At 42.6% G+C, this 19,863-nt stretch carries 10 protein-coding genes and 1 tRNA gene; 5 read left to right on the top strand and 6 right to left on the bottom strand.

Annotation, left to right across the window (positions count from 1 at the left end; all coding sequences use genetic code 11):
• The 4 genes from BQ7997_RS07020 to BQ7997_RS07005 all read left to right on the top strand — a co-directional run bounded on the left by BQ7997_RS07020 (nucleotide 1) and on the right by BQ7997_RS07005 (nucleotide 5,994).
• Complete coding sequence (locus tag BQ7997_RS07020; protein WP_073346413.1) at nucleotides 1-858, top strand: glycosyltransferase family 2 protein; 858 nt, start codon at nucleotides 1-3, stop codon at nucleotides 856-858.
• A gap of 56 nt (nucleotides 859-914) precedes the next feature.
• Nucleotides 915-2,129: a glycosyltransferase family 2 protein gene (locus BQ7997_RS07015; protein WP_073344961.1), complete on the top strand. Its 1,215-nt coding sequence runs from the start codon at nucleotides 915-917 to the stop codon at nucleotides 2,127-2,129.
• Between the two features lie 74 nt (nucleotides 2,130-2,203).
• Nucleotides 2,204-4,810, top strand: coding sequence for a PAS domain-containing hybrid sensor histidine kinase/response regulator (locus BQ7997_RS07010; protein ID WP_073344957.1), 2,607 nt, complete (start codon nucleotides 2,204-2,206; stop codon nucleotides 4,808-4,810).
• A gap of 83 nt (nucleotides 4,811-4,893) precedes the next feature.
• Complete coding sequence (locus BQ7997_RS07005) at nucleotides 4,894-5,994, top strand: endonuclease/exonuclease/phosphatase family protein (RefSeq protein ID WP_073344954.1); 1,101 nt, start codon at nucleotides 4,894-4,896, stop codon at nucleotides 5,992-5,994.
• A gap of 98 nt (nucleotides 5,995-6,092) precedes the next feature.
• Here the strand turns inward: BQ7997_RS07005 and BQ7997_RS07000 are convergent, their stop codons facing one another.
• The 4 genes from BQ7997_RS07000 to ettA all read right to left on the bottom strand — a co-directional run bounded on the left by BQ7997_RS07000 (nucleotide 6,093) and on the right by ettA (nucleotide 16,156).
• Nucleotides 6,093-9,383 (bottom strand): TonB-dependent receptor, encoded by a 3,291-nt coding sequence (locus BQ7997_RS07000; RefSeq protein ID WP_073344952.1) that lies wholly within the window; start codon nucleotides 9,381-9,383, stop codon nucleotides 6,093-6,095.
• A 195-nt stretch (nucleotides 9,384-9,578) separates the two neighbouring features.
• The gene (locus tag BQ7997_RS06995) at nucleotides 9,579-11,489 is read right to left on the bottom strand and encodes a choice-of-anchor J domain-containing protein (protein WP_073344950.1); all 1,911 of its coding nucleotides are present in this window, start codon (nucleotides 11,487-11,489) and stop codon (nucleotides 9,579-9,581) included.
• Nucleotides 11,490-11,503: 14 nt separating this feature from the next.
• The gene (locus BQ7997_RS06990) at nucleotides 11,504-14,245 is read right to left on the bottom strand and encodes a TonB-dependent receptor (RefSeq protein ID WP_073344949.1); all 2,742 of its coding nucleotides are present in this window, start codon (nucleotides 14,243-14,245) and stop codon (nucleotides 11,504-11,506) included.
• 219 nt (nucleotides 14,246-14,464) lie between these two features.
• A complete protein-coding gene (ettA, locus tag BQ7997_RS06985) occupies nucleotides 14,465-16,156 on the bottom strand; it encodes an energy-dependent translational throttle protein EttA (protein ID WP_022140219.1) in 1,692 nt (563 codons plus the stop codon).
• A 121-nt stretch (nucleotides 16,157-16,277) separates the two neighbouring features.
• On the opposite strand from ettA, the gene BQ7997_RS06980 reads away from it, so the two are divergent.
• Nucleotides 16,278-16,350 (top strand) — tRNA-Lys (locus BQ7997_RS06980).
• Nucleotides 16,351-16,402: 52 nt separating this feature from the next.
• On the opposite strand, the gene BQ7997_RS06975 is transcribed toward BQ7997_RS06980, so the two are convergent.
• Both BQ7997_RS06975 and BQ7997_RS06970 read right to left on the bottom strand, forming a co-directional pair.
• Nucleotides 16,403-18,271 carry a PAS domain-containing sensor histidine kinase gene (locus tag BQ7997_RS06975; RefSeq protein WP_073344948.1) on the bottom strand — a complete coding sequence of 623 codons (1,869 nt, stop codon included), beginning with the start codon at nucleotides 18,269-18,271 and terminating at the stop codon, nucleotides 16,403-16,405.
• A 193-nt stretch (nucleotides 18,272-18,464) separates the two neighbouring features.
• Nucleotides 18,465-19,850, bottom strand: coding sequence for a GDSL-type esterase/lipase family protein (locus tag BQ7997_RS06970; protein WP_073344946.1), 1,386 nt, complete (start codon nucleotides 19,848-19,850; stop codon nucleotides 18,465-18,467).
• Nucleotides 19,851-19,863 lie beyond the last annotated feature (13 nt).

The raw sequence follows: 19,863 nt of genomic DNA, 5'->3' as shown, positions 1-19,863 counted from the left end.
ATGAAATGGTATTCCAAGTATTTACAGGTATACGAAAAACCTTTTGCGGAAGCCCCGCAGTCCGTTATCGAAGAGGTGCGCCGCAATCTCGCAGGATTGCAGAGCAAGGAACCGCTTGTCACGGTGTCCCTCATCGGATACAATGAAGAAAAGCATCTGCTTGCCTGCCTCTGGTCGCTGAGCGAGATGCAGTGTAAATATCCCGTAGAAATCATCGGTGTGGATAACGAATCGAAAGACCGCACGGCGGAAATCTATGAGGCATGCGGAGTGCCTTATTTCACGGAAACACGGCATAGTTGCGGCTTTGCCCGTCTCTGCGGATTAAATCATGCGCGGGGCAAATATCATATTAATATTGATTCTGACACCATGTATCCGCCGAGGTATGTCGAAACGATGGTGGATGCGCTTGAAAAGCCCGGTATAGTAGCTGTCAGCTCACTGTGGAGCTACATTCCGGACAAAGAGCATCCCTGGCTGGGACTGAAATTCTATGAAGCAACGCGCGACCTGCATTTATGGTTGCAATCTTTTAAACGTCCTGAACTTAGTGTACGCGGGCTCGTGTTTGCCTACCGCACGGACTTTGCACGAGAAACGGGGATTCGCACGGATATTATCCGGGGCGAGGACGGGTATCTGGCTCTGCAACTGAAGGCGTACGGGAAAATCGCTTTTGTACGCAAAAGGCGGGCAAGGGCTGTGACCGGATATGGCACTGTGGGGGCTGACGGTTCGTTGTTCGATAGTTTCAGGGTGCGTGTCGTCAGCAGGCTGAAAGGTATCGGCGGGCTTTTCACGAAAAAGAAGGAGTATAAGGATGAGGACAGTAATCTTGTAACAAAGAAGAAATAGAAAGATGAATGATTGAAACGAATTGAATAATATCCATTTAAACAAATAATACGACCATGAACGATACCCTTACTCTTTGGCTTGAAATTATATTTTGGTTTGCCCTGTTCATCGTGTTCTATACATATCTGGGCTACGGGATTGTGCTGTATATTCTGGTCAAGCTGAAGGAGTTTTTCGTGAAGCCGGTGAAGCGCTCGCTGCCGGCATCGGACGAGGAACTGCCGGAAGTGACGCTCTTCATCACTGCCTTCAACGAGGAAGACGTGGTGGATGAGAAGATGGAGAATAGTCTTGAGCTCGATTATCCTGCGGATAAGTTGCATATTATCTGGGTGACGGACGGCAGCGATGACGGTACGAATGAGCGTTTGCAGACTCGCTGGGCAGGAAAGGCGACGGTGTATTTCCAACCGTTGCGACAGGGAAAGACGGCAGCAATGACACGAGGAATGGCGCTTGTGGATACGCCGCTCGTAGTCTTTACGGATGCCAATACGATGGTGAACCGCGAAGCGATACGGGAGATTGTGCTCGCTTTTCAAGATGAAAAAGTCGGTTGCGTGGCGGGTGAGAAACGGATTGCCGTGCAGACGAAGGACGGGGCGGCTGCCGGTGGCGAAGGGATTTACTGGAAGTATGAGTCGACGTTGAAGGCGTTGGACGCACGGTTGTATTCGGCCGTGGGGGCTGCGGGAGAGCTGTTTGCCGTACGCCGGAAGTTGTTCGAGGCGATGGAGCCGGACACGTTGCTGGATGATTTTATTCTTTCGTTGAGGATTACGATGAAGGGATACACGATTGCTTATTGCACCAATGCGTATGCCATCGAGAGCGGGTCGGCGGATATGCGGGAAGAGGAAAAGAGGAAGGTGCGCATTGCTGCGGGCGGGTTGCAGTCTATCTGGCGGTTGCGCCCGTTGCTGAATCCTTTCAGGTACGGGGTGTTGAGCTTTCAATATACGTCGCACCGGGTGTTGCGGTGGTCGGTCACGCCGTTTCTGCTGTTCGCACTGCTCCCGCTCAATGTGGCGATTTTATTACTGGGCGGCTCAACGGTATTTTATGGGGTGTTGCTCGGGTTGCAGGTTCTCTTCTATATTTTAGGGTATTGGGGGTATTACCTGTCTACCAAGCAGATAAAGAACAAGTTGCTTTTTATTCCGTATTATTTCCTTTTCATGAATGTCAATGTGTTGAAAGGGATACGGTATCTGAGAAAGAAGAAAGGCAGCGGGGCTTGGGAAAAGGCGAAGCGGGCGGAGAAGTAGAAACAAATCTCAAAATCTTTTGTTAACTTAAATGAGACACGACTGTCTCAATCATCTTAAAAAAGAAAACAGACATGGACAGAACATTACATGATGCAAGTAATGCACAGAGAATATTGGAACTGACAGCGGATACGATGCTATTAGTGGACAGGAATGGCGTCTGCGTGGACATCGCGCCCCAATGTGACACATGGTTTCTGCAGGAAGATGTACTTTTAGGGAAGAATATATTCAAACTTCTGCCGGAATATACACGGGAGAGGGTAATGCCAGTCTTCCGGGAAGTGCTTGAAGAGCAAAGAAGTATCAGCAAGAATTTCAAACTGGTGCTGAAAGATGAGACGTATTATTTTAAATGTCTGATGTATCCTTATGACGACATGGTGCTCTGCCAGTATCGGGACATCACGCAAAGAAGTAACGTAAAACGCAAACTGGAGCATACGAACCGCACGCTACGGGAGATTCAGAAAGTGGCTCAAATCGGGCAATGGACGTATAATACGAATGAGAATGTCTTTCATTATCAAGGTTACACGGGTGTGCTGGCAAAAGAGGAAGTGCAGCATATCTCGTTTGACAAGTACAAGGAACTGATTGTGAAAGAAGACCAGCATATGTTTGTGGAATGGTGCAACAGGAACCTGAAGGATTTCTACACGGAAAGTATCAGTTACCGTATCCGCCTGGACGGGAAGATTTTTTATATGACTATCCAGACATATCTGCGCGAACAACTGCCGGACGGCAGCCTGAATCTTGAGGGATATATACAGAATATTACGGATATACAGCTCCGGAGAAATGACATAAATACACTGACTCATGCCATCAACAACGCGAAAGAGAGTATCTTTGCCGCAAAACCCGATGGCACGATTATCTTTGCCAACCGTCGCTTCCTTCACAATCACGGCATCGCGGAGAACAAGGACATCAGTCAGTTGAAGATATACAACATCGCCGCAGACTTACCTACGCAAGAGGCGTGGCACACCCGCTGCAAAGACGTTACGGATGGCGGTGAGAGCAATTTTATCGCGCATCATCCGTCGAAAATCAACAAGGACATATTGGCGTATGAATGTACGATGTACAAGGTCACCAATGATTCGGGAGAAGATAGTTACTGGTCGTTCGCGCACGATATCTCAGAACGGATGAGGTATGAGGCTCAAATCAAGCGCCTTAACCTGATTATGGATACCACTATTAATAATCTTCCCGCAGGGATTGTAGTGAAGGAAATTAATAATGATTTCCGGTATATCTACCGGAATCGTGAATCGTACAACCGGGATGTCTTCAACGATTCCTCTATCGGAATGAATGACTTCGACTATTATCCGTTCATCGTGGCAGAGAAGAAGCGGCAGGAAGATATTCAGGTGGCCAGTACCGGAAAAGGGATGCACTGGACGGCGGAAGGCAAGGACAGGAACGGGAACCTGATTATCCTCGACAAACGGAAGATACGGGTGGACGGCGACGAACTCTCCTCTCCTATTATCGTCAGCATCGAATGGGATGTCACGGAACTGGAAATAATGAAGCGGGAACTCATGTCGTCCAAAGAGAAAGCGGAAAAGTCTGACAACCTGAAATCGGCTTTCCTAGCCAATATGAGCCATGAGATACGTACTCCGCTGAATGCGATTGTCGGCTTCTCGCATCTGATAGCCGAAAGTGACGACGCGGAAGAGAGAAAGACGTATTACGATATCGTGGATGCCAACAACGAACGGCTTCTGACACTGATTAACGAGATTCTCGACTTGTCGAAGATTGAATCGGGGACTATCGAGTTCTCTTACGGGCCTGTCAACCTGCATCATTTGTGCAGGGAAGTGCATGATGCGCATATCTTCCGTACTCCGCAGGGAGTGAACCTAGTTTACGAGCCTTCGGACGAGAGCCTGATGATTGAAACGGATAAGAACCGGGTGTTCCAGGTGATCTCGAACCTGATAGGAAATTCGGTGAAATTCACGAAAGAAGGGAGTATCAGTTATGGGTATCAACTGGTGGATAATCAGATTGTTTTCCATGTGACGGATACTGGTACGGGCATTGAACCGGAGAAAGTGGGACGTGTATTTGAACGTTTCGCCAAACTGAATCAGCATGCGCAGGGTACGGGATTGGGATTGTCTATCTGTAAGTCAATCGTCGAACGGCTCGGCGGGCAGATTTCTGTCAGCTCGGAGTATGGAGCGGGAACAACGTTTACGTTTACTTTGCCGTACAAGGCTACGAGGGTCGGAGAAAAGGATTTGCCTGCGGATGTTGAAGCGGAAAAAGATGGGGATAATGTTAAATCAGCCTGTATTTTGGTGGCAGAAGACACGGACAGTAATTTCGACTTATTGGAAGCTATTCTTGGTAAAAAGCATCGTCTTGTCCGTGCGCATGATGGTATGGAAGCGGTCACGATGTATGATGAGGTGAAGCCGGATCTTATTCTGATGGATATAAAGATGCCGAATCTGGACGGACTGGAAGCTACGAAAATCATTCGCGAACTGTCTGCGACGGTTCCTATTATTGCTCAAAGTGCTTTTGCTTATGAACAGGATCGGAAAGCGGCACAAGAAGCGGGATGTAATGATTTTATAGCTAAACCGATAGCACATGACAAGTTAAAGGCGGTGATAAAGAAATGGTTACCACTTCCGTAAGGTGTATGAAGCATAGTTATACAATGCGATACATGGATATACAACACGTTGCTTAGATTATAGTAAATAACTTATTTAATTAGATGAAAGCCTTTTACAGACTATTTTACTACATATCTATCCTGCTGACCGGTGTCTTGGCAGGTATAACAATAGTCGGTGCCTTTACAGGCAGCGCTACACCGGATAGTTTTAAATTGATGCCTTTCATCGGTTTAGGTTTGCCCATTCTTCTGTTGGCTAACCTTGCCACTGCCATTTATTGGACTGTCCGCTGGCGCTTTTGGGTTTTCATCCCTTTGATTGCTATATTCTGTAATTGGGGGTATATCAGTTGTGTTCTCCAGTTCCCTCTTTTCAGTCCGGCTTCGAAGCCAACGGTCAAAATCGGTGGATATACTCCGGGAGTTTTAACCATAGCTACTTACAACGTCGATGCTTTCAATCACGAACATACCGGATATTCATGCAAGGAAATCGCTTCTTACATGAAGAATCAGAAAGCGGATATTCTTTGTTTCCAGGAGTTTGGTATCAATGATGAATTTGGGATTGACAGTCTTTGCGTGGCTCTCGCCAATTGGCCTTATCACTATATCCCTTCATCTCCCGAAGGGATGAATCTCCTGCAACTGGCTGTTTTCAGCCGTTACCCCATCAAAGAGGAAAATCTTATTATCTATCCTGATTCCAAGAATTGTAGTCTTTGGTGCGATATTGAAATCAATGGAAAAGTGCTCCGTCTATTCAATAATCACCTCCAAACAACGGAAGTGACTCAAAACAAACGTAAACTGGAAAAGGAACTCCGCAAGGATAATACGCAACGGGCAGAACGTGCAGCACTTACTCTTATGGACGGATTGCACGAGAATTTTCAGAAGCGTGCCATACAGGCCAATCTTCTCAATCAACTGATTACCACTTCCCCCTATCCTACTCTGGTTTGCGGTGACTTCAACTCGCTGCCTTCGTCTTATGTGTATCATACTGTGAAAAGTGACAAATTGCAGGATGGATTCAAGACAAGCGGGCACGGGTATATGTACACTTTCAAGTATTTCAAGCATATGCTGAGAATCGACTATATCCTACATTCACCGGAATTGAAGAGTATGGATTACTTTTCACCGGATTTGAGTTATAGTGACCATAATCCGGTGGTGATGAGGGTGAAGATGTAATAACACCAATATTAAATACCAAAAAGAGAGGATGTATTCACTGTGTGATACATCCTCTCTCCTTTTGTATATCTCAGAAACGTTCTTCCCTGCAACTATCAGTTGAAAATATAACGCAGACTGAACATTACACGGTAAGTAGAAGCCGTGTTTTCGTAATTCTTATAAGTAGAATTCAGGACTTGACCACTGGCTTTCTGCATTGTAAATGTTCCGTCGCCATTGTCCATCAATGGTGTAGTAGAATTAACTGTCTTGTATAATCCCCAGTTCTTGTTTAACAGATTGGCAATGTTCTGAATATCCACACCAAATTGCAACAAATTCTTCTTACCGCCTATCATCATATAGAAATCTTGATTGAACTTGAAATCTAACTGATGATGCCAAGGCATCACAGCACCACCACGTTCGGCATATTTGCCCAAACGTTTTTTCAAATATTTGTCTTGCTGAACAAAGTTCCAGAAATCTTCTTTCTGCTGCGCAGCCGAATATGTCACTTCACCTGTTTTCTCTGAAATTACATCTTTGAATGTCAACTCATCTTTAGTAGCAGGTATATACAACAAATTATTAGCACCGCCATCACCTACTATATTTTTAGTGTATGTGTACGAATAACGGGAATAAGAATAGCTTCCACCTGCATAACCTAACGGTGCGCCTTCATAAATAAAAGATACGCTCGACCTGAAATGTTTAGCATAAGCCTTTGAATAACCCAATGAAGCAAGAATACGATGAGGTGCCACGTATGTACCGTAACCAAGTTCATGGTCATTAATACCATTGATAGAATAAGTATTAGTTCTATAAGCAGAAGTTACTTGATCGCCAATACCATCACCATAGGAGCGTGCACGAGAATAGGTATAAGAGAAAGAGGCATCCAAACCGAAATCAAACGACTTATGCAACTGAGCGGTTAATGACATATAATAAGCTTTTGAACCGCCATTTTCGATTAAGAAAGCATTAGAGTTATTATACTTTTTATAAGCAGTACGCGTATCATTGGGACTGATTGTTTTCGTCCCGTCAGCATAGATATTAGCATTGGAGATAACTGCCGGATTGAAGTCACGATTGTAGATTCCTTCCAACGTAAAATCAATATCACCGGGCAACTTGGCGTCAAAGGCCAAAGAGGTTTTCCAAGTAGCAGGCATCTTCAAATTCTTGTCTATAATAGTAGGATCACCAGGAAGGCTAACACTTGGAGTAAATCCACCATGATAAATATCTTCTAAAATGTCCTTTGCATTCACATGGAAATTGGGGGCAACCGCACCAACTGTTGAACTATTACCGATATTATAACCATATTGCGTTTGACCTACACCCGAATTTCCCACTGCTGACACTAACCACACGAATGGCAACCGCCCCACGAAATATCCTGTACCACCGCGCAATACATATTTGCGCTCACCGGTAATATCCCAATTAAAGCCTACGCGCGGAGAAACTGAAATTGAATTATCAGGCACTTGGTCTGTTGAAAACTTACGATTACCAAACTCTAATTTCGCATATTCAGCATTATAATTATCCTTCAACGATGGATAAACAGGTAATTCAAAACGCAAACCGGCAGTCAATTTGAAATTTTCATTGATATTCCACTGGTCCTGAATGTAAGCAGAATACTGCATCTGCTTCATCTGAGAAGTAAACTGCGACAAATCAGCAGAATTGGAATGAGTAATCAAGAACGAAGAAGGCTTATTACCATCTACAAAATCTTTCCAAGATTTAAATATATATGCACCATTCGCACCTTGCATATAGCCATTCACCGCTTTATTATGTTCAAACTGCAAACCAGCCATAAAGTTATGTTTACCCCATGTCCAAGTAGCTTCATCCGTTATAGTAAACGACTTTACTTGACGGATATTTCCTTCTGTAAATAGCTCTGTACCGAACATGGCATATACTGCACCTTCTTCCAAAATATAAGTAGTCGGAAAACTGCCGCCATCATATGAACGAGGTTCATCCTGGTATGAATAAGTGCCACGTAATGTATTATTTACCAAACCCCATTTTGCATTCCATTCAGTAGCGACAGATGTAAATCTCTGCTCCTGAAAATAACGTGTATTCCTGAAATATAAGCCTTCATCATTGCTGGCTCCTTTTCCCGATGAAATCGTACCATTATTACCTGGAAAAATCGTACTTGCAGTCATAGGATTTACAGATGTGGAAGGAGAGGCATTATATTTGTTGTTCGTTTTAGAAAAACGAACATTCACTTTATTGTTTTCATTAATGTTCCAGTCCAAACGTGCTAGAAACTTATACGAAGGTACAGTTACATTATACCCTTGATATGCTCCCGGATCGTAATCATATTTATTAATCAGATAGTCACGTATTTCATCCATCTTGGAAGCTACAGGACGATGGATACCATTTACCCCATATTTCTCGCTTTCATCATTTCGTGCACGGGCAATAGGTCCTGCCGTCAAGTCATTTTCATATTCTCCATTCACGAAAAAGAACAATTTGTTCTTTATTATGGCTCCACCCAAAGTAGCTCCATAAGTATATTGATGGGACTTCTCAAGTTCAATGGAGTTATCACCCACTCTATCACCAATCAAATTATTGTTCGTGAGGAATGTATAAGCAGAACCTGTCAGTTCGTTTGTACCGGATTTAGTAACTGCATTGATAGCCGCACCTGTAAAACCGCTTTGACGAACATCATATGGAGTGATTGAGACGGATAACTGTTCCAAGGCATCCAAAGAGATGGGAGCACCGCCCGCCGGTAAATTAGAACCAATACCGAAAGCGTTGTTGAACGAAGCACCGTCCACTGTCACAAATGACTGGCGATAGTTACCACCACCGGCAGCAAAACCATTGGATGTTGTGTTTGATTGCGGAGATAAACGCATAATATCGTTCATACTACGGCTCACTGTAGGGATAGAAGCTATTTTTGAACTAGTAAGATTGGTTACAGCCCCTGCCCTGTCAGACTTCATATTACTATCTTTCGAAGCAGTCACTACTACTTCATCCAATAGTTCAGAACTTTCTTTTAGAGACACATTCAAAACATAATTTTCTCCCAACAAAAGGTTGATACCTTTGTAAATAGCAGTTTGATAACCGACATAGGAGATCTCCACCTTGTATGGGCCACCGGTACGCATACCTTGCAAAGTGAATTGTCCGCTGACATTAGTCACAGTACCATAGCGAGTTCCTGACGGCTCGTGAATGGCTACGATTGTCGCCCCAATAATAGGTTCATCTTGTGCTGTTACTTTACCACTCATGGTAGCTGTGGTTACCTGTGCGCTTACTGAAAGTGTCACCAGCAACATTACCAGCACTAAAAAAGATCTCATTCTCCTACACATACTCTAAATTGTTAGTTAATACAAATTGTTTGTTCTTTGAAATTGCGGGCAAATATAATTAATATTATTTAGACTTACATTACGAAGATACTACATTTTTTTAAGAGAGATAAACGTTTCATTGCTTTATGAAACACAAAAAGAGGGTTCACCGCTATTGAAGTGTACCCTCTTCCCGTTAAAATGTCTATCTGATTACTCCTGCTTCTGCAAAGAATCTGCTATGTATTCAAACTTGCCTTTTCCTACCACTTTATATTTAATCGTATAGGTAGGAGCAGGATTTGTTCCTTCATAAACAGCAAAATTAATAGTATAAATCACTTCTATGCCGGAAACCATATCTGCATCTGCATAAAGGCTTTCCAAAGCACGAATGAAAGCTTCAGGCAATCTATCCCACATGAGTTTCTTAACTTCTTCTTCACTCTTTCCATCATAGTAATCCTTCCATGCGCTATAACGGAAATCAAAATTGTTCTGATAATAGGAAGAACCGTAATAGTACTCATTGTTACCAAACGAGGTAACAAATTCTTTATGGTTACTCTTTACCCACTCTACAATAGCTGTATAGAAAGTAGTGGCTTCCATATCCGTTTTATCAGCATTCAAGGTAATTACTGTACTAGGATCATAGTTCCACTGACCATCCGACAAGACATATTGCTCGGTCTTACTTACTATACGAGAGTTCGCAATCCATTTTGACGCTTCGGAAGAATATACATATTCATCACTTCTTGCTGTGGTTTGCTTGCCGTCGTTATATCTGTATACAACTACACGCACATCACCATCAAGAGGATAAGCTACTTGAGAAGCCAGGTAGGTCGGTATATAGTTCACTGCAGGTTTTTCTGACGTAAAGTTAAGACTGTACAATCCCATCTCTATATAATCAGCATACGAAAGCAGGCATACATTTTTATTCTGACTTTCCCATTTTCCTTTATTGTATACTTTCAATCCATACGCAGGCTCCGAATTCAAACCACTACCGACAGGTAATTGAGTACCAATCATAATATTATCTATTTGATAAGTAGTCGTTTTTTTATTTACCCCGTCACCTGTATATTTAAAAGCAATATATACTTTCTCTCCGTTATAAGAAGCTAGTGAAAACTTCCCGGCAGAAGCAAAATCGCCATATCCCTTGCTTGGCGCACTTGGAATAATAAACTGATCTGTTATATCTGTCCAGATATCAGCTGCATCTACATTGCTTCCATCAAAATCTTTACTGATTAAAACAGTCAGACAATCAGCATTCCAATTACCAACTTTTACATCAAAGCTCAAATAATCATCTGTCCCAAGAGTTATCTCAGGCGTAACCAACCATGCTATGCACTCACCTTCTGTTTTATAGGCAGAATATTGCAGATAGTTATTATTATCATAAGAAGTTACTTTCCACTCTGTTCCACCTTTTGAACTAATGAACCAATCACCACCATTCTTCCAATCTTTCAATGTAGTAAGATCACCTGTTGCAATATTACTAAAATTCTCCCATAACAATGGGTCTTTCAAATAGTCGTCAGGCGATGTTCCGTTCGCAACTCTATAATCTATAAAGACGACATCACCCTCTTCCGGTTCTTTATATCCATCAAGTAAATCAGAAAGTTTATTCTTTGTGTCCGCATTCAAATATGGTGCGAAAGCAGTAGCACCGTAGATTGCTGCGTAATCCTGATTTGTCGGTTCGTAGATCTTTATTGAAGAGTAGTCCGACAAGAGTTCAGACTTATTCTCTTTATAATTAAACGTAACTTTCACACTAGAGCCATTATCGGCCGTATAGTATTTATTTGCCAGAAACGCTGGCACATAAGTAGCAGCAGGAGCGTCTTCCGTGAAATAATGGTCATTCTTCACATACCCCAAAGCTTTGTCTTTTCCGGCTTCTTTAGCTATACTCTGATTGGTCTTATTATCGCTGATTGCTGCATAATCCGCGTCAATTAACGTATAATTCAATTTTATCACATTCGCAGGCTCGGTCATTTCATCCAAGCCGTCAAAGTATTTATCATTATAATCGCAGCCTGCCAATGATAACACGGCAACTATCGATAAGAATAGATTCTTCTTCATTCTTTCTATTAGGTTTAGAAGTTTATTTTTAATCTCACATTAAACGTACGACCGAATCCGTAATATACTCCGTATGCAGTCTTCCAGTCATGGTTCACGCCATCATTCGCGTCGGTAATATATTCTTGATCGAATACATTATTTACATTACCCGAAATCACTGCATCACACTTTGCAATAGTGAAACGATAGCTTGCATTCAAATCAAATATGCTTGCAGAAGGGATTCTCCAAGGAGATTCATAATTTTTCACGCTGTTTTGCTCGATTTCAGTAGTACTCGGAAAAGCCCAGTCTGAATAATTCCTTGCATATAAAGTCCAGTCGACACCCAGACGGAACGCTTTTGCTATATGAAAGGTAGCGCCTAATGCAGCAGTGGTTTGTGCTGAACCACCTACCTTCACGTCTTTCAAATTAATAGTCATGCTGGCATGGTCTTCAGCTTGAATACCTGAAGCATGTGTGATCTCACCCGTCTTCGTATTATATGATTTTACCGGTTGACTGGTTGAATCATAAAAATATCCCTTTGAATTGCTTGTCCATCTCCAGTTTCCTATGGAGAACATACCATTAATATCCAACCAGTAAACAGGTCTAGCTACAAAGTCGAATTCAACACCTTGGTGAAGGGCGTCCAATCCACTCATATTTAAACTCAAACGATCGGCTAATTTACCGTCAACGACCAAATCAATTCCTCTTGAAAGAGTCTTGTTCATCCATTTCGTATGGTAAATATTCAAATTTGCAGTCAGAAAACGAGAACGGAAGCCATAACCGATTTCCGCAGAAAAGACTTTCTCGTTAATAGCATCAGGGTTAGTGGCATTACTGGTGGCCGATTGCAAAAAGGCACCTCCTGAGAAAAATGGAGCACGACTGATATAACCTATATTAGCAAATACATTATGGTTTTCTGTAAGGTTATAATTCACACCACCTTTTGCCGTCCATCCCAGGAAATTGATAGTTTCGGATTTAGCATGAGCTTTATCATAATAGAAACGGTCGTATCTCCAATATCCTGTATTGGAAAGTGAGCCGGCAACAAACACACTGATTTTATCTTTACTATATTCAGCTTGGGCAAATGCGCCTTCGGAAAGTACATATCCGTCAAAATCACGATAGACGATATCACCTACCTTCAATTTCTGATTAACATAAGCATCTCCTGCAGAGGCTGCAGAATTATACTGGGCAAGCACATTACTTCTGGAAGAAGAGTCCACATAATAATCTCCTCCATAAAGGTCTATCAATTCATTGTTGTGCTTTCCTTTATAATAACGGAGATCTATACCACCGTAAATATCAAAATTCTCTCCTAACTTTGTAGTATAAGTAGATATTAAACCATACCAGTTGTGAAAGTTATTTTGTTTAGACATTGCCATTACAGAACCGTTCTCACTGGCTTCGTTCAAATCATAAATCTCATCATAAGCAAATGTTCCGTCTGATTTACGAAAAACGGTATTCAAGGAACCTTTATAAGATCCATACCAATTATTTCTATCCGTACTCGTAAGTCCTTGTCCACCATAACCATAGCCACGACCAATGGAAGCATAAAGTGCAGTACTTAAACTAGACTTATTATCAATCTGCCACAAATGATTCAATGAAAGTTGAGGTTTATTGTAGACATTATATGCAGAGGTTTTGCGTTCACCGTTACGTCCAAAACCATAAGTCGGATTGTATTTATAAGGACTGTCACCATTCATATAGTCTTTGGCAACTGTCTGCCACTGTTCTATGGTCAAACCGTCTTTATTACTGCGTTGGTTGTGCCATTGCGGTGCTCCAAATGCGGTAAAAGATAATTGATGATTGTCATTAAAACGCTTGGTCAGATTCACAAACCAGTTATAACTTTCAAATTCTGTACCCTGAATATAACCGTCTCCCCAAGTTTTAGAACCCAGTATGGATAGAGCCCAACCTGACTTACTCAAACCTGTAGAAACATTGAACGCAATCTTATTGTAGCCATCATTTCCCAAGGCATAAGACACCGAACCGCCTTTCTTTGCATCCACTGTCCTCGTAACAATATTGATAGAACCGCCGACCGAAGGAGCCGATACTTTAGAAGCACCTAATCCACGCTGAGTCTGCATGCTACGAGTTACGTCTGTAAGCCCTGCCCAATTAGACCAGTAAATACCACCCCACTCCATATCATTCATCGGAACACCGTTGATCATTACAGCGATATTTTCTGTCTTGAAGCCACGCATATTGATTTTAGAATCCCCAAAACCACCCCCTTGCTTTGTAGCATATACACCAGGAGTAGACTTCAGAATTTCAGGAAATTCCTGCGTCCCCAACTTTTCCTCTATAAAAACAGGATCAATAGTGGATACTGCTACAGGAGTCTTGCGAGCAACTGCCACTGACGAAGTTATAGTCACGTCATTCAAGGCTACCGCATCCGCCACCAATTGAATAACGCCTAATTCAACTGTACCTTTCTGAAGTATTTTCTTCTTAAAATCCTTATAACCAAGGTATTTGATTACAATAGTAGCATTGTTTCCCACTTTCTGGATAAAATTACCATCCATATCAGTAATACTACCCTGCGTAGTTCCTGCTACCGTCACTGATGCCCCAATCAAAGGATCACCAGTCTCCGCATCCACAACTTGACCTTTCACTGTTGTTTGGGAAAAGGCTGTAGCAGTAGTACATACCGCCAATACCATGACCAACAGGAAATGAATTAGATGTTTTCTCATGTTTCTCTTTTATTTATTAAATAGTATATATTGTATAATAACTAAATACGTAGACAAAGGTAATTAAACTTTTTTAGATGTAGGTTACAAAGTGACTACATTTTTTTAAGGAAGATAAACACATTCTACTAACTAATACAAAAAAAGCTTCACAATTTCTTGTGAAGCTTTCCTTTTAGTAGTTTTTCTATCGCAACGACTACAATTTATTATCAAATCCTAGTCAGTCATTAGCTTTCTATAACGAACACGCTTCGGCTCTTCATTTCCCAAACGCTTCAATTTATTTTCTTCGTATTCAGAATAAGAGCCTTCAAAGTAGAATACGTTGGAGTCTCCTTCGAAAGCAAGAATGTGTGTACAGATACGGTCGAGGAACCAACGGTCATGGGAAATGACTACCGCGCAACCTGCGAAGTCTTCCAGACCTTCTTCCAGTGCACGCAATGTATTTACGTCGATGTCATTGGTAGGTTCGTCGAGCAACAGTACGTTACCTTCTTCTTTCAGTGCCATCGCCAGATGCAGACGGTTTCTTTCACCACCGGAAAGGACGCCGCAGAGTTTTTCCTGATCGCCGCCGGAGAAGTTGAAACGGGAAAGGTAGGCACGGGCATTTACATCGCGTCCACCCATACGAATCAGCTCATTACCGCCGGAAATAACTTGATAAACGCTTTTGTTCGGGTCGATGTCACGGTGCTGCTGGTCTACATAAGCCACTTTTACAGTCTCTCCTACTTCAAATTCGCCTTTGTCTACTGTATCCAAGCCCATAATCAAACGGAATAAAGTAGTTTTTCCCGCACCGTTGGGGCCGATTACGCCGACGATGCCGTTAGGGGGAAGCATGAAGTTCAAGTCGTCAAAGAGCAGTTTGTCACCGTAGGCTTTGGCCACATGTTTGGCTTCAATTACTTTATTGCCCAGACGAGGGCCGTTCGGGATAAAGATTTCGAGTTTCTCTTCTTTCTCTTTTACGTCTTCATTCAGCAATTTGTCGTAAGAGTTAAGACGGGCTTTACCCTTTGCCTGACGGGCTTTTGGAGCCATGCGCACCCATTCGAGCTCGCGTTCCAACGTCTTGCGACGTTTGCTGACTGTTTTCTCTTCCATTTCCATACGTTTGGTTTTCTGTTCCAACCAGGATGAGTAGTTACCTTTCCAGGGGATACCTTCGCCACGGTCGAGTTCAAGAATCCATCCGGCAACGTGGTCAAGGAAGTAACGGTCGTGGGTGACGGCGATAACGGTTCCTTCGTATTGTTGCAAATGTTGTTCCAACCAGTCGATAGACTCTGCGTCCAAGTGGTTAGTAGGCTCATCAAGTAACAGGATGTCGGGTTTCTGCAACAGCAGACGACAAAGGGCTACGCGGCGACGTTCACCACCGGAAAGATTTACGACCGGTTGGTCTTCGGGCGGGCAACGAAGGGCATCCATTGCACGTTCCAGTTTACTGTCGAGATTCCATGCATCTGTTGCGTCAATAATATCCTGCAATTCGCCTTGACGGGTAAAGAGGGCATCCATTTTGTCCTGATCCTCATAGTATTCCGGCAAACCGAATTTCTGATTGATTTCTTCGTATTCTGTCAGTGCGTCAACAATAGGTTGCACACCTTCCATTACTACTTCTTTTACTGTTTTTGTGTTGTCCAGATGAGGTTCCTGTGCCAGATAACCTACAGAGTATCCGGGTGAGAACACCACTTCCCCCTGATAGGATTTCTCCAAACCTGCAATAATCTTCAATAAAGTAGACTTACCGGAACCATTCAAACCGATAATTCCGATTTTCGCTCCATAAAAGAATGACAGGTAAATGTCTTTCAGCACATTCTTATTCGGAGTGAATGCTTTGCTCACTCCAACCATTGAGAAGATAATTTTTTTATCGTCAGCAGCCATATATTAATAATGTATATTGTTGATAATGGCACAAAGATAAGAAAAATGTTTGAATTCCTTTGGAGTTATAAAAAAATGTTCTACCTTTGCACCCGCATTCGAAAGAAAGCACATAAGGATTGATTCAGTAGCTCAGCAGGTAGAGCACAACACTTTTAATGTTGGGGTCCTGGGTTCGAGCCCCAGCTGGATCACAAAAAGAAGATTAATCTCTTGATAATTAAGTATTATCAAGAGATTTTTATTTTATGCCAGAACAGATTGGCAAGGCAACTCAACAACAAAAGTACTACCTGCCCCCAGTTGGGAGTCTATCAATATCCGTCCGTTCATTTTATCAACAATAGATTTACAGATAGACAAACCCAACCCTGCGCCTTGGGCAAAAGAGTCTACTTTCTCAAATCTTTCAAATATTTTATCCTGCATATTCTGAGGAATACCACCGCCGGTATCGCGGACACCGATACGTACATAATGGGAAGCTACTTCATAGAACACTTCTATGTACCCAAAGGATGTATTCTTGAAAGCGTTCGAGAGAAAGTTATTCAAGACTTGTTTTATCCGTAACCTGTCCAAATCCACTAAAAAATCCTGCTCGGGATAGTTAGTCCGGAGTTCGACGCCGGAAGGTACTTGACAGGCATATTCCGCAACGCTCTCTTCAAGAAGCTCTGTCAAGTTAAACCAATTCGGATGCAACTCAAAATATCCGGATTCTATCTTGGCAAGATCGAGAACATCGTTTACCAGATTGAGTAGGAGTTCGTTGTTGTGGCTGATTAACGAATTATAAAGTTCTTTCTCCGCCACATCTTCGGTGTTCGCCAATAGGCTCGAAAAGCCGACAATAGCATTCAAAGGAGTACGAATCTCATGACTCATATTAGCCAGAAAAGCAGATTTCAGACGGTCGGACGCTTCGGCTTTATCGCGGGCCTTGACAAGTTTCTCTTCCGTTTCCTTCAGTTCGGTAATATCATAGTTGATACCGATTAGCTCGATAATATTATCTTGCGGAGCGTATTTCTTGACTAGCAGGTTGACATGCGTCCACGTATATGCGCCATCCGCCCTAAGGACACGTATTTCACGATTGAATTTGGCAGTTGCATCTTTCCGCGCATTTTCCAAAAAACGAATCATTGATTCACGGTCGTCAGGATGCAAGTGCCGATAGATACCAAAGATTTCAGACAATGGCGTACCGTCCGTTTCACCCATATTCCTATACCAACTCTTTTGGGCATAGCCCTGCCTGTTCAAAATATTATAATGAACATAACCCACTTTAGCGTAATCACCGACCAGTTCGAAAAACTCTTCAAACTCCTGAATCTTATTATAAGCGACAGTGGTTTCCGTCTTGTCTGCATTAATCAGCAGATAACTTACCGGATTGAGAGCATCATCATACAGGGTAGTTACCTTTGTCACTAAATCAATCGTTCCTTCTTTCTTCGAATTCTGATAATACTGTCCTACTTTAGAGAAATCATAGCGGAAAGTAAAATCGGCATCTTCATTATTCCGCAGCCGTTCCTTCATCTCTTCCGGAAAGATAGGGTTATCGAATATATTGATACCCAAGATGTCTTCCTTCTTATCTACATGAAACATTTCGAGTTCCTTATCGTTCAGATCCATCAAGAATCCATCTTTATTGTATAGTTCGATACCTACGGGAAGATGCTTGAAAAATTTGCGCAAGAGCCGTTCGCTATATTGCAAAGCCTGATATGCCGATGCCATATCGGGAGCGTCCTGTATTTCGACTATGCCGTAAACTATTGTATTTCCTTCTTCGTCCGTTTCTTTAAAGCAAACTTTGCTCCGTACCCAAACAGCACCTTTCTTTGTATCAAGCAAGTATACGGATTCCGGTATTTGAAGAACACCTAAAGAATAAATTGCCGTGAGGTGTTGCTCCCCTTCCAATATACGTTTATCGAAGTCCTCGAAACTGATAATCCCCGTTTTGTCCAAACCTAAGAGTTCTGATATATGTTCAGAACATTCATAATTCGCAGTTGCTAAATTGGCCTTCCACCACCCCATGTTAGCGTGAGCCATCAACTTCGAGAAAAACTTACAATCTTTCTGTTTATTCATAACATCCACTACTCATTTTAACATAGTTAAGTGCACAAAGGTAGAGTTTCTATGGAATTGAGGTTTGCTAAAAGCCACATTTTTAGCATATTATAAGAAGATTATTCGTCCTTAAACTAAAAAATGCCCGATTGGAAAAGCTCTCTTCACGAGAGAATTCCAACCGGGCATATTGTAATTGCTGTATTTCTTATTACTTCTTCAAGGCCTGATAAACGGCTTTTGCCATTATTTCAGCTCCCGCTTCGTTCGGATGAATCTTGTCCGGGAAAAATTGGGGAATTCCGTCCATTGCCGTATGAAGGTCGATAACTGGCAGGTTGTTTTTCTTGGCAACCTTCCTTATCATCGGAATGATTTCTTTGGAAATAATATCATCGTTGATATTGTCACCAGTCTGATAAGCTTTGGAAGGATAGCAGAGATAAATTTCAGGTTGGGCAGGCAGGGCTTTGAAAGCATCCACCATTGTTTGCAAGTCTTTTGTGAAGTCTGCTTTATACTTCCAGTTAAATGATTTACTGTCATTTGTGCCAAGTTTAATGACTACGATATTGGGATTGAAAGCCAGTGCATCCTGATAGGCTTTTTCGTTCATATAAGGATGGTCGCCCTTATTTAACAAGGTACGGGCGCTTACTCCGAAATTCTTTACCCAATAAGCATCGCCCATCATACGACTCAATACGGCAGGATAACTGTCGCGGTTACGATCCTTGATGCGGGCTCCGTAGGTAATACTGTTACCGATGCAGGCAACACGGATAGCATCTTTATGAGGGACTTTAAAACTACGTAGCCACGAAGTCAGCTCGTTCAACATCTCATTCTTATAAAGGAAACTTTCACGGATTCCCCAGCCATGTCCGCCGGAAGGATAGATATGTAGAACGGAAGGAACTTTGTGCTTGTTCAGGGCGAGGTAATAGTTCACTCCATTGGCGGGTGGAACAGCCTTGTCGTCGTCACTATAAACGATAAAGGCACGGGGTGTATCCTTCGTCACTTGCTTTTCATTGGAATATTCAGCTTCCAGTTCGGCGGACGCATCCTTACCCAAAAGGTTATTGTGAGAACCCATATGAGTATAAGATTTATCCATCGTAATCACCGGATAAAAAAGAATCTGGAAATTCGGACGAAGTTCGGGTTTAGCATGGGTAGCAATGGTCGATGCCAAGTGACCACCGGCGGAAGACCCCATGATACCAATGTCATTCGGATTCAGATTCCATACATCCGCACTGTCACGAACTATCTTCATGGCAGCTTCGGCATCCGAAATAGGAAGCGTGCGGTCACCTTTCGGCAAGCGGTATTTTAGGACAATCAGTGCAATACCTTGTTTGTTGAAATACGGTGCCCAGTCATAACCTTCGTGGTCAACAGCCAAGTGAGAATATCCGCCACCCGGGCAAGCTACAACGGCACGTCCCGTTGCCAGTTCCGGTGCAGGAAGGAATACACGAAGCGAAGGTTGTTCAATATCAAATGGTTTCGGAGCATTTTGGGCTACCACCCGGGAACCTGCCAACAAAAGCAGCAGCAGGAAGAAAATAGTAGAAAACTTCTGTTTCATAGTATCTATGTAC

Source organism: Bacteroides congonensis, assembly GCF_900130125.1.
GTDB classification, from domain to species: domain Bacteria; phylum Bacteroidota; class Bacteroidia; order Bacteroidales; family Bacteroidaceae; genus Bacteroides; species Bacteroides congonensis.
This window is presented reverse-complemented; position numbering and strand designations above follow the sequence as displayed.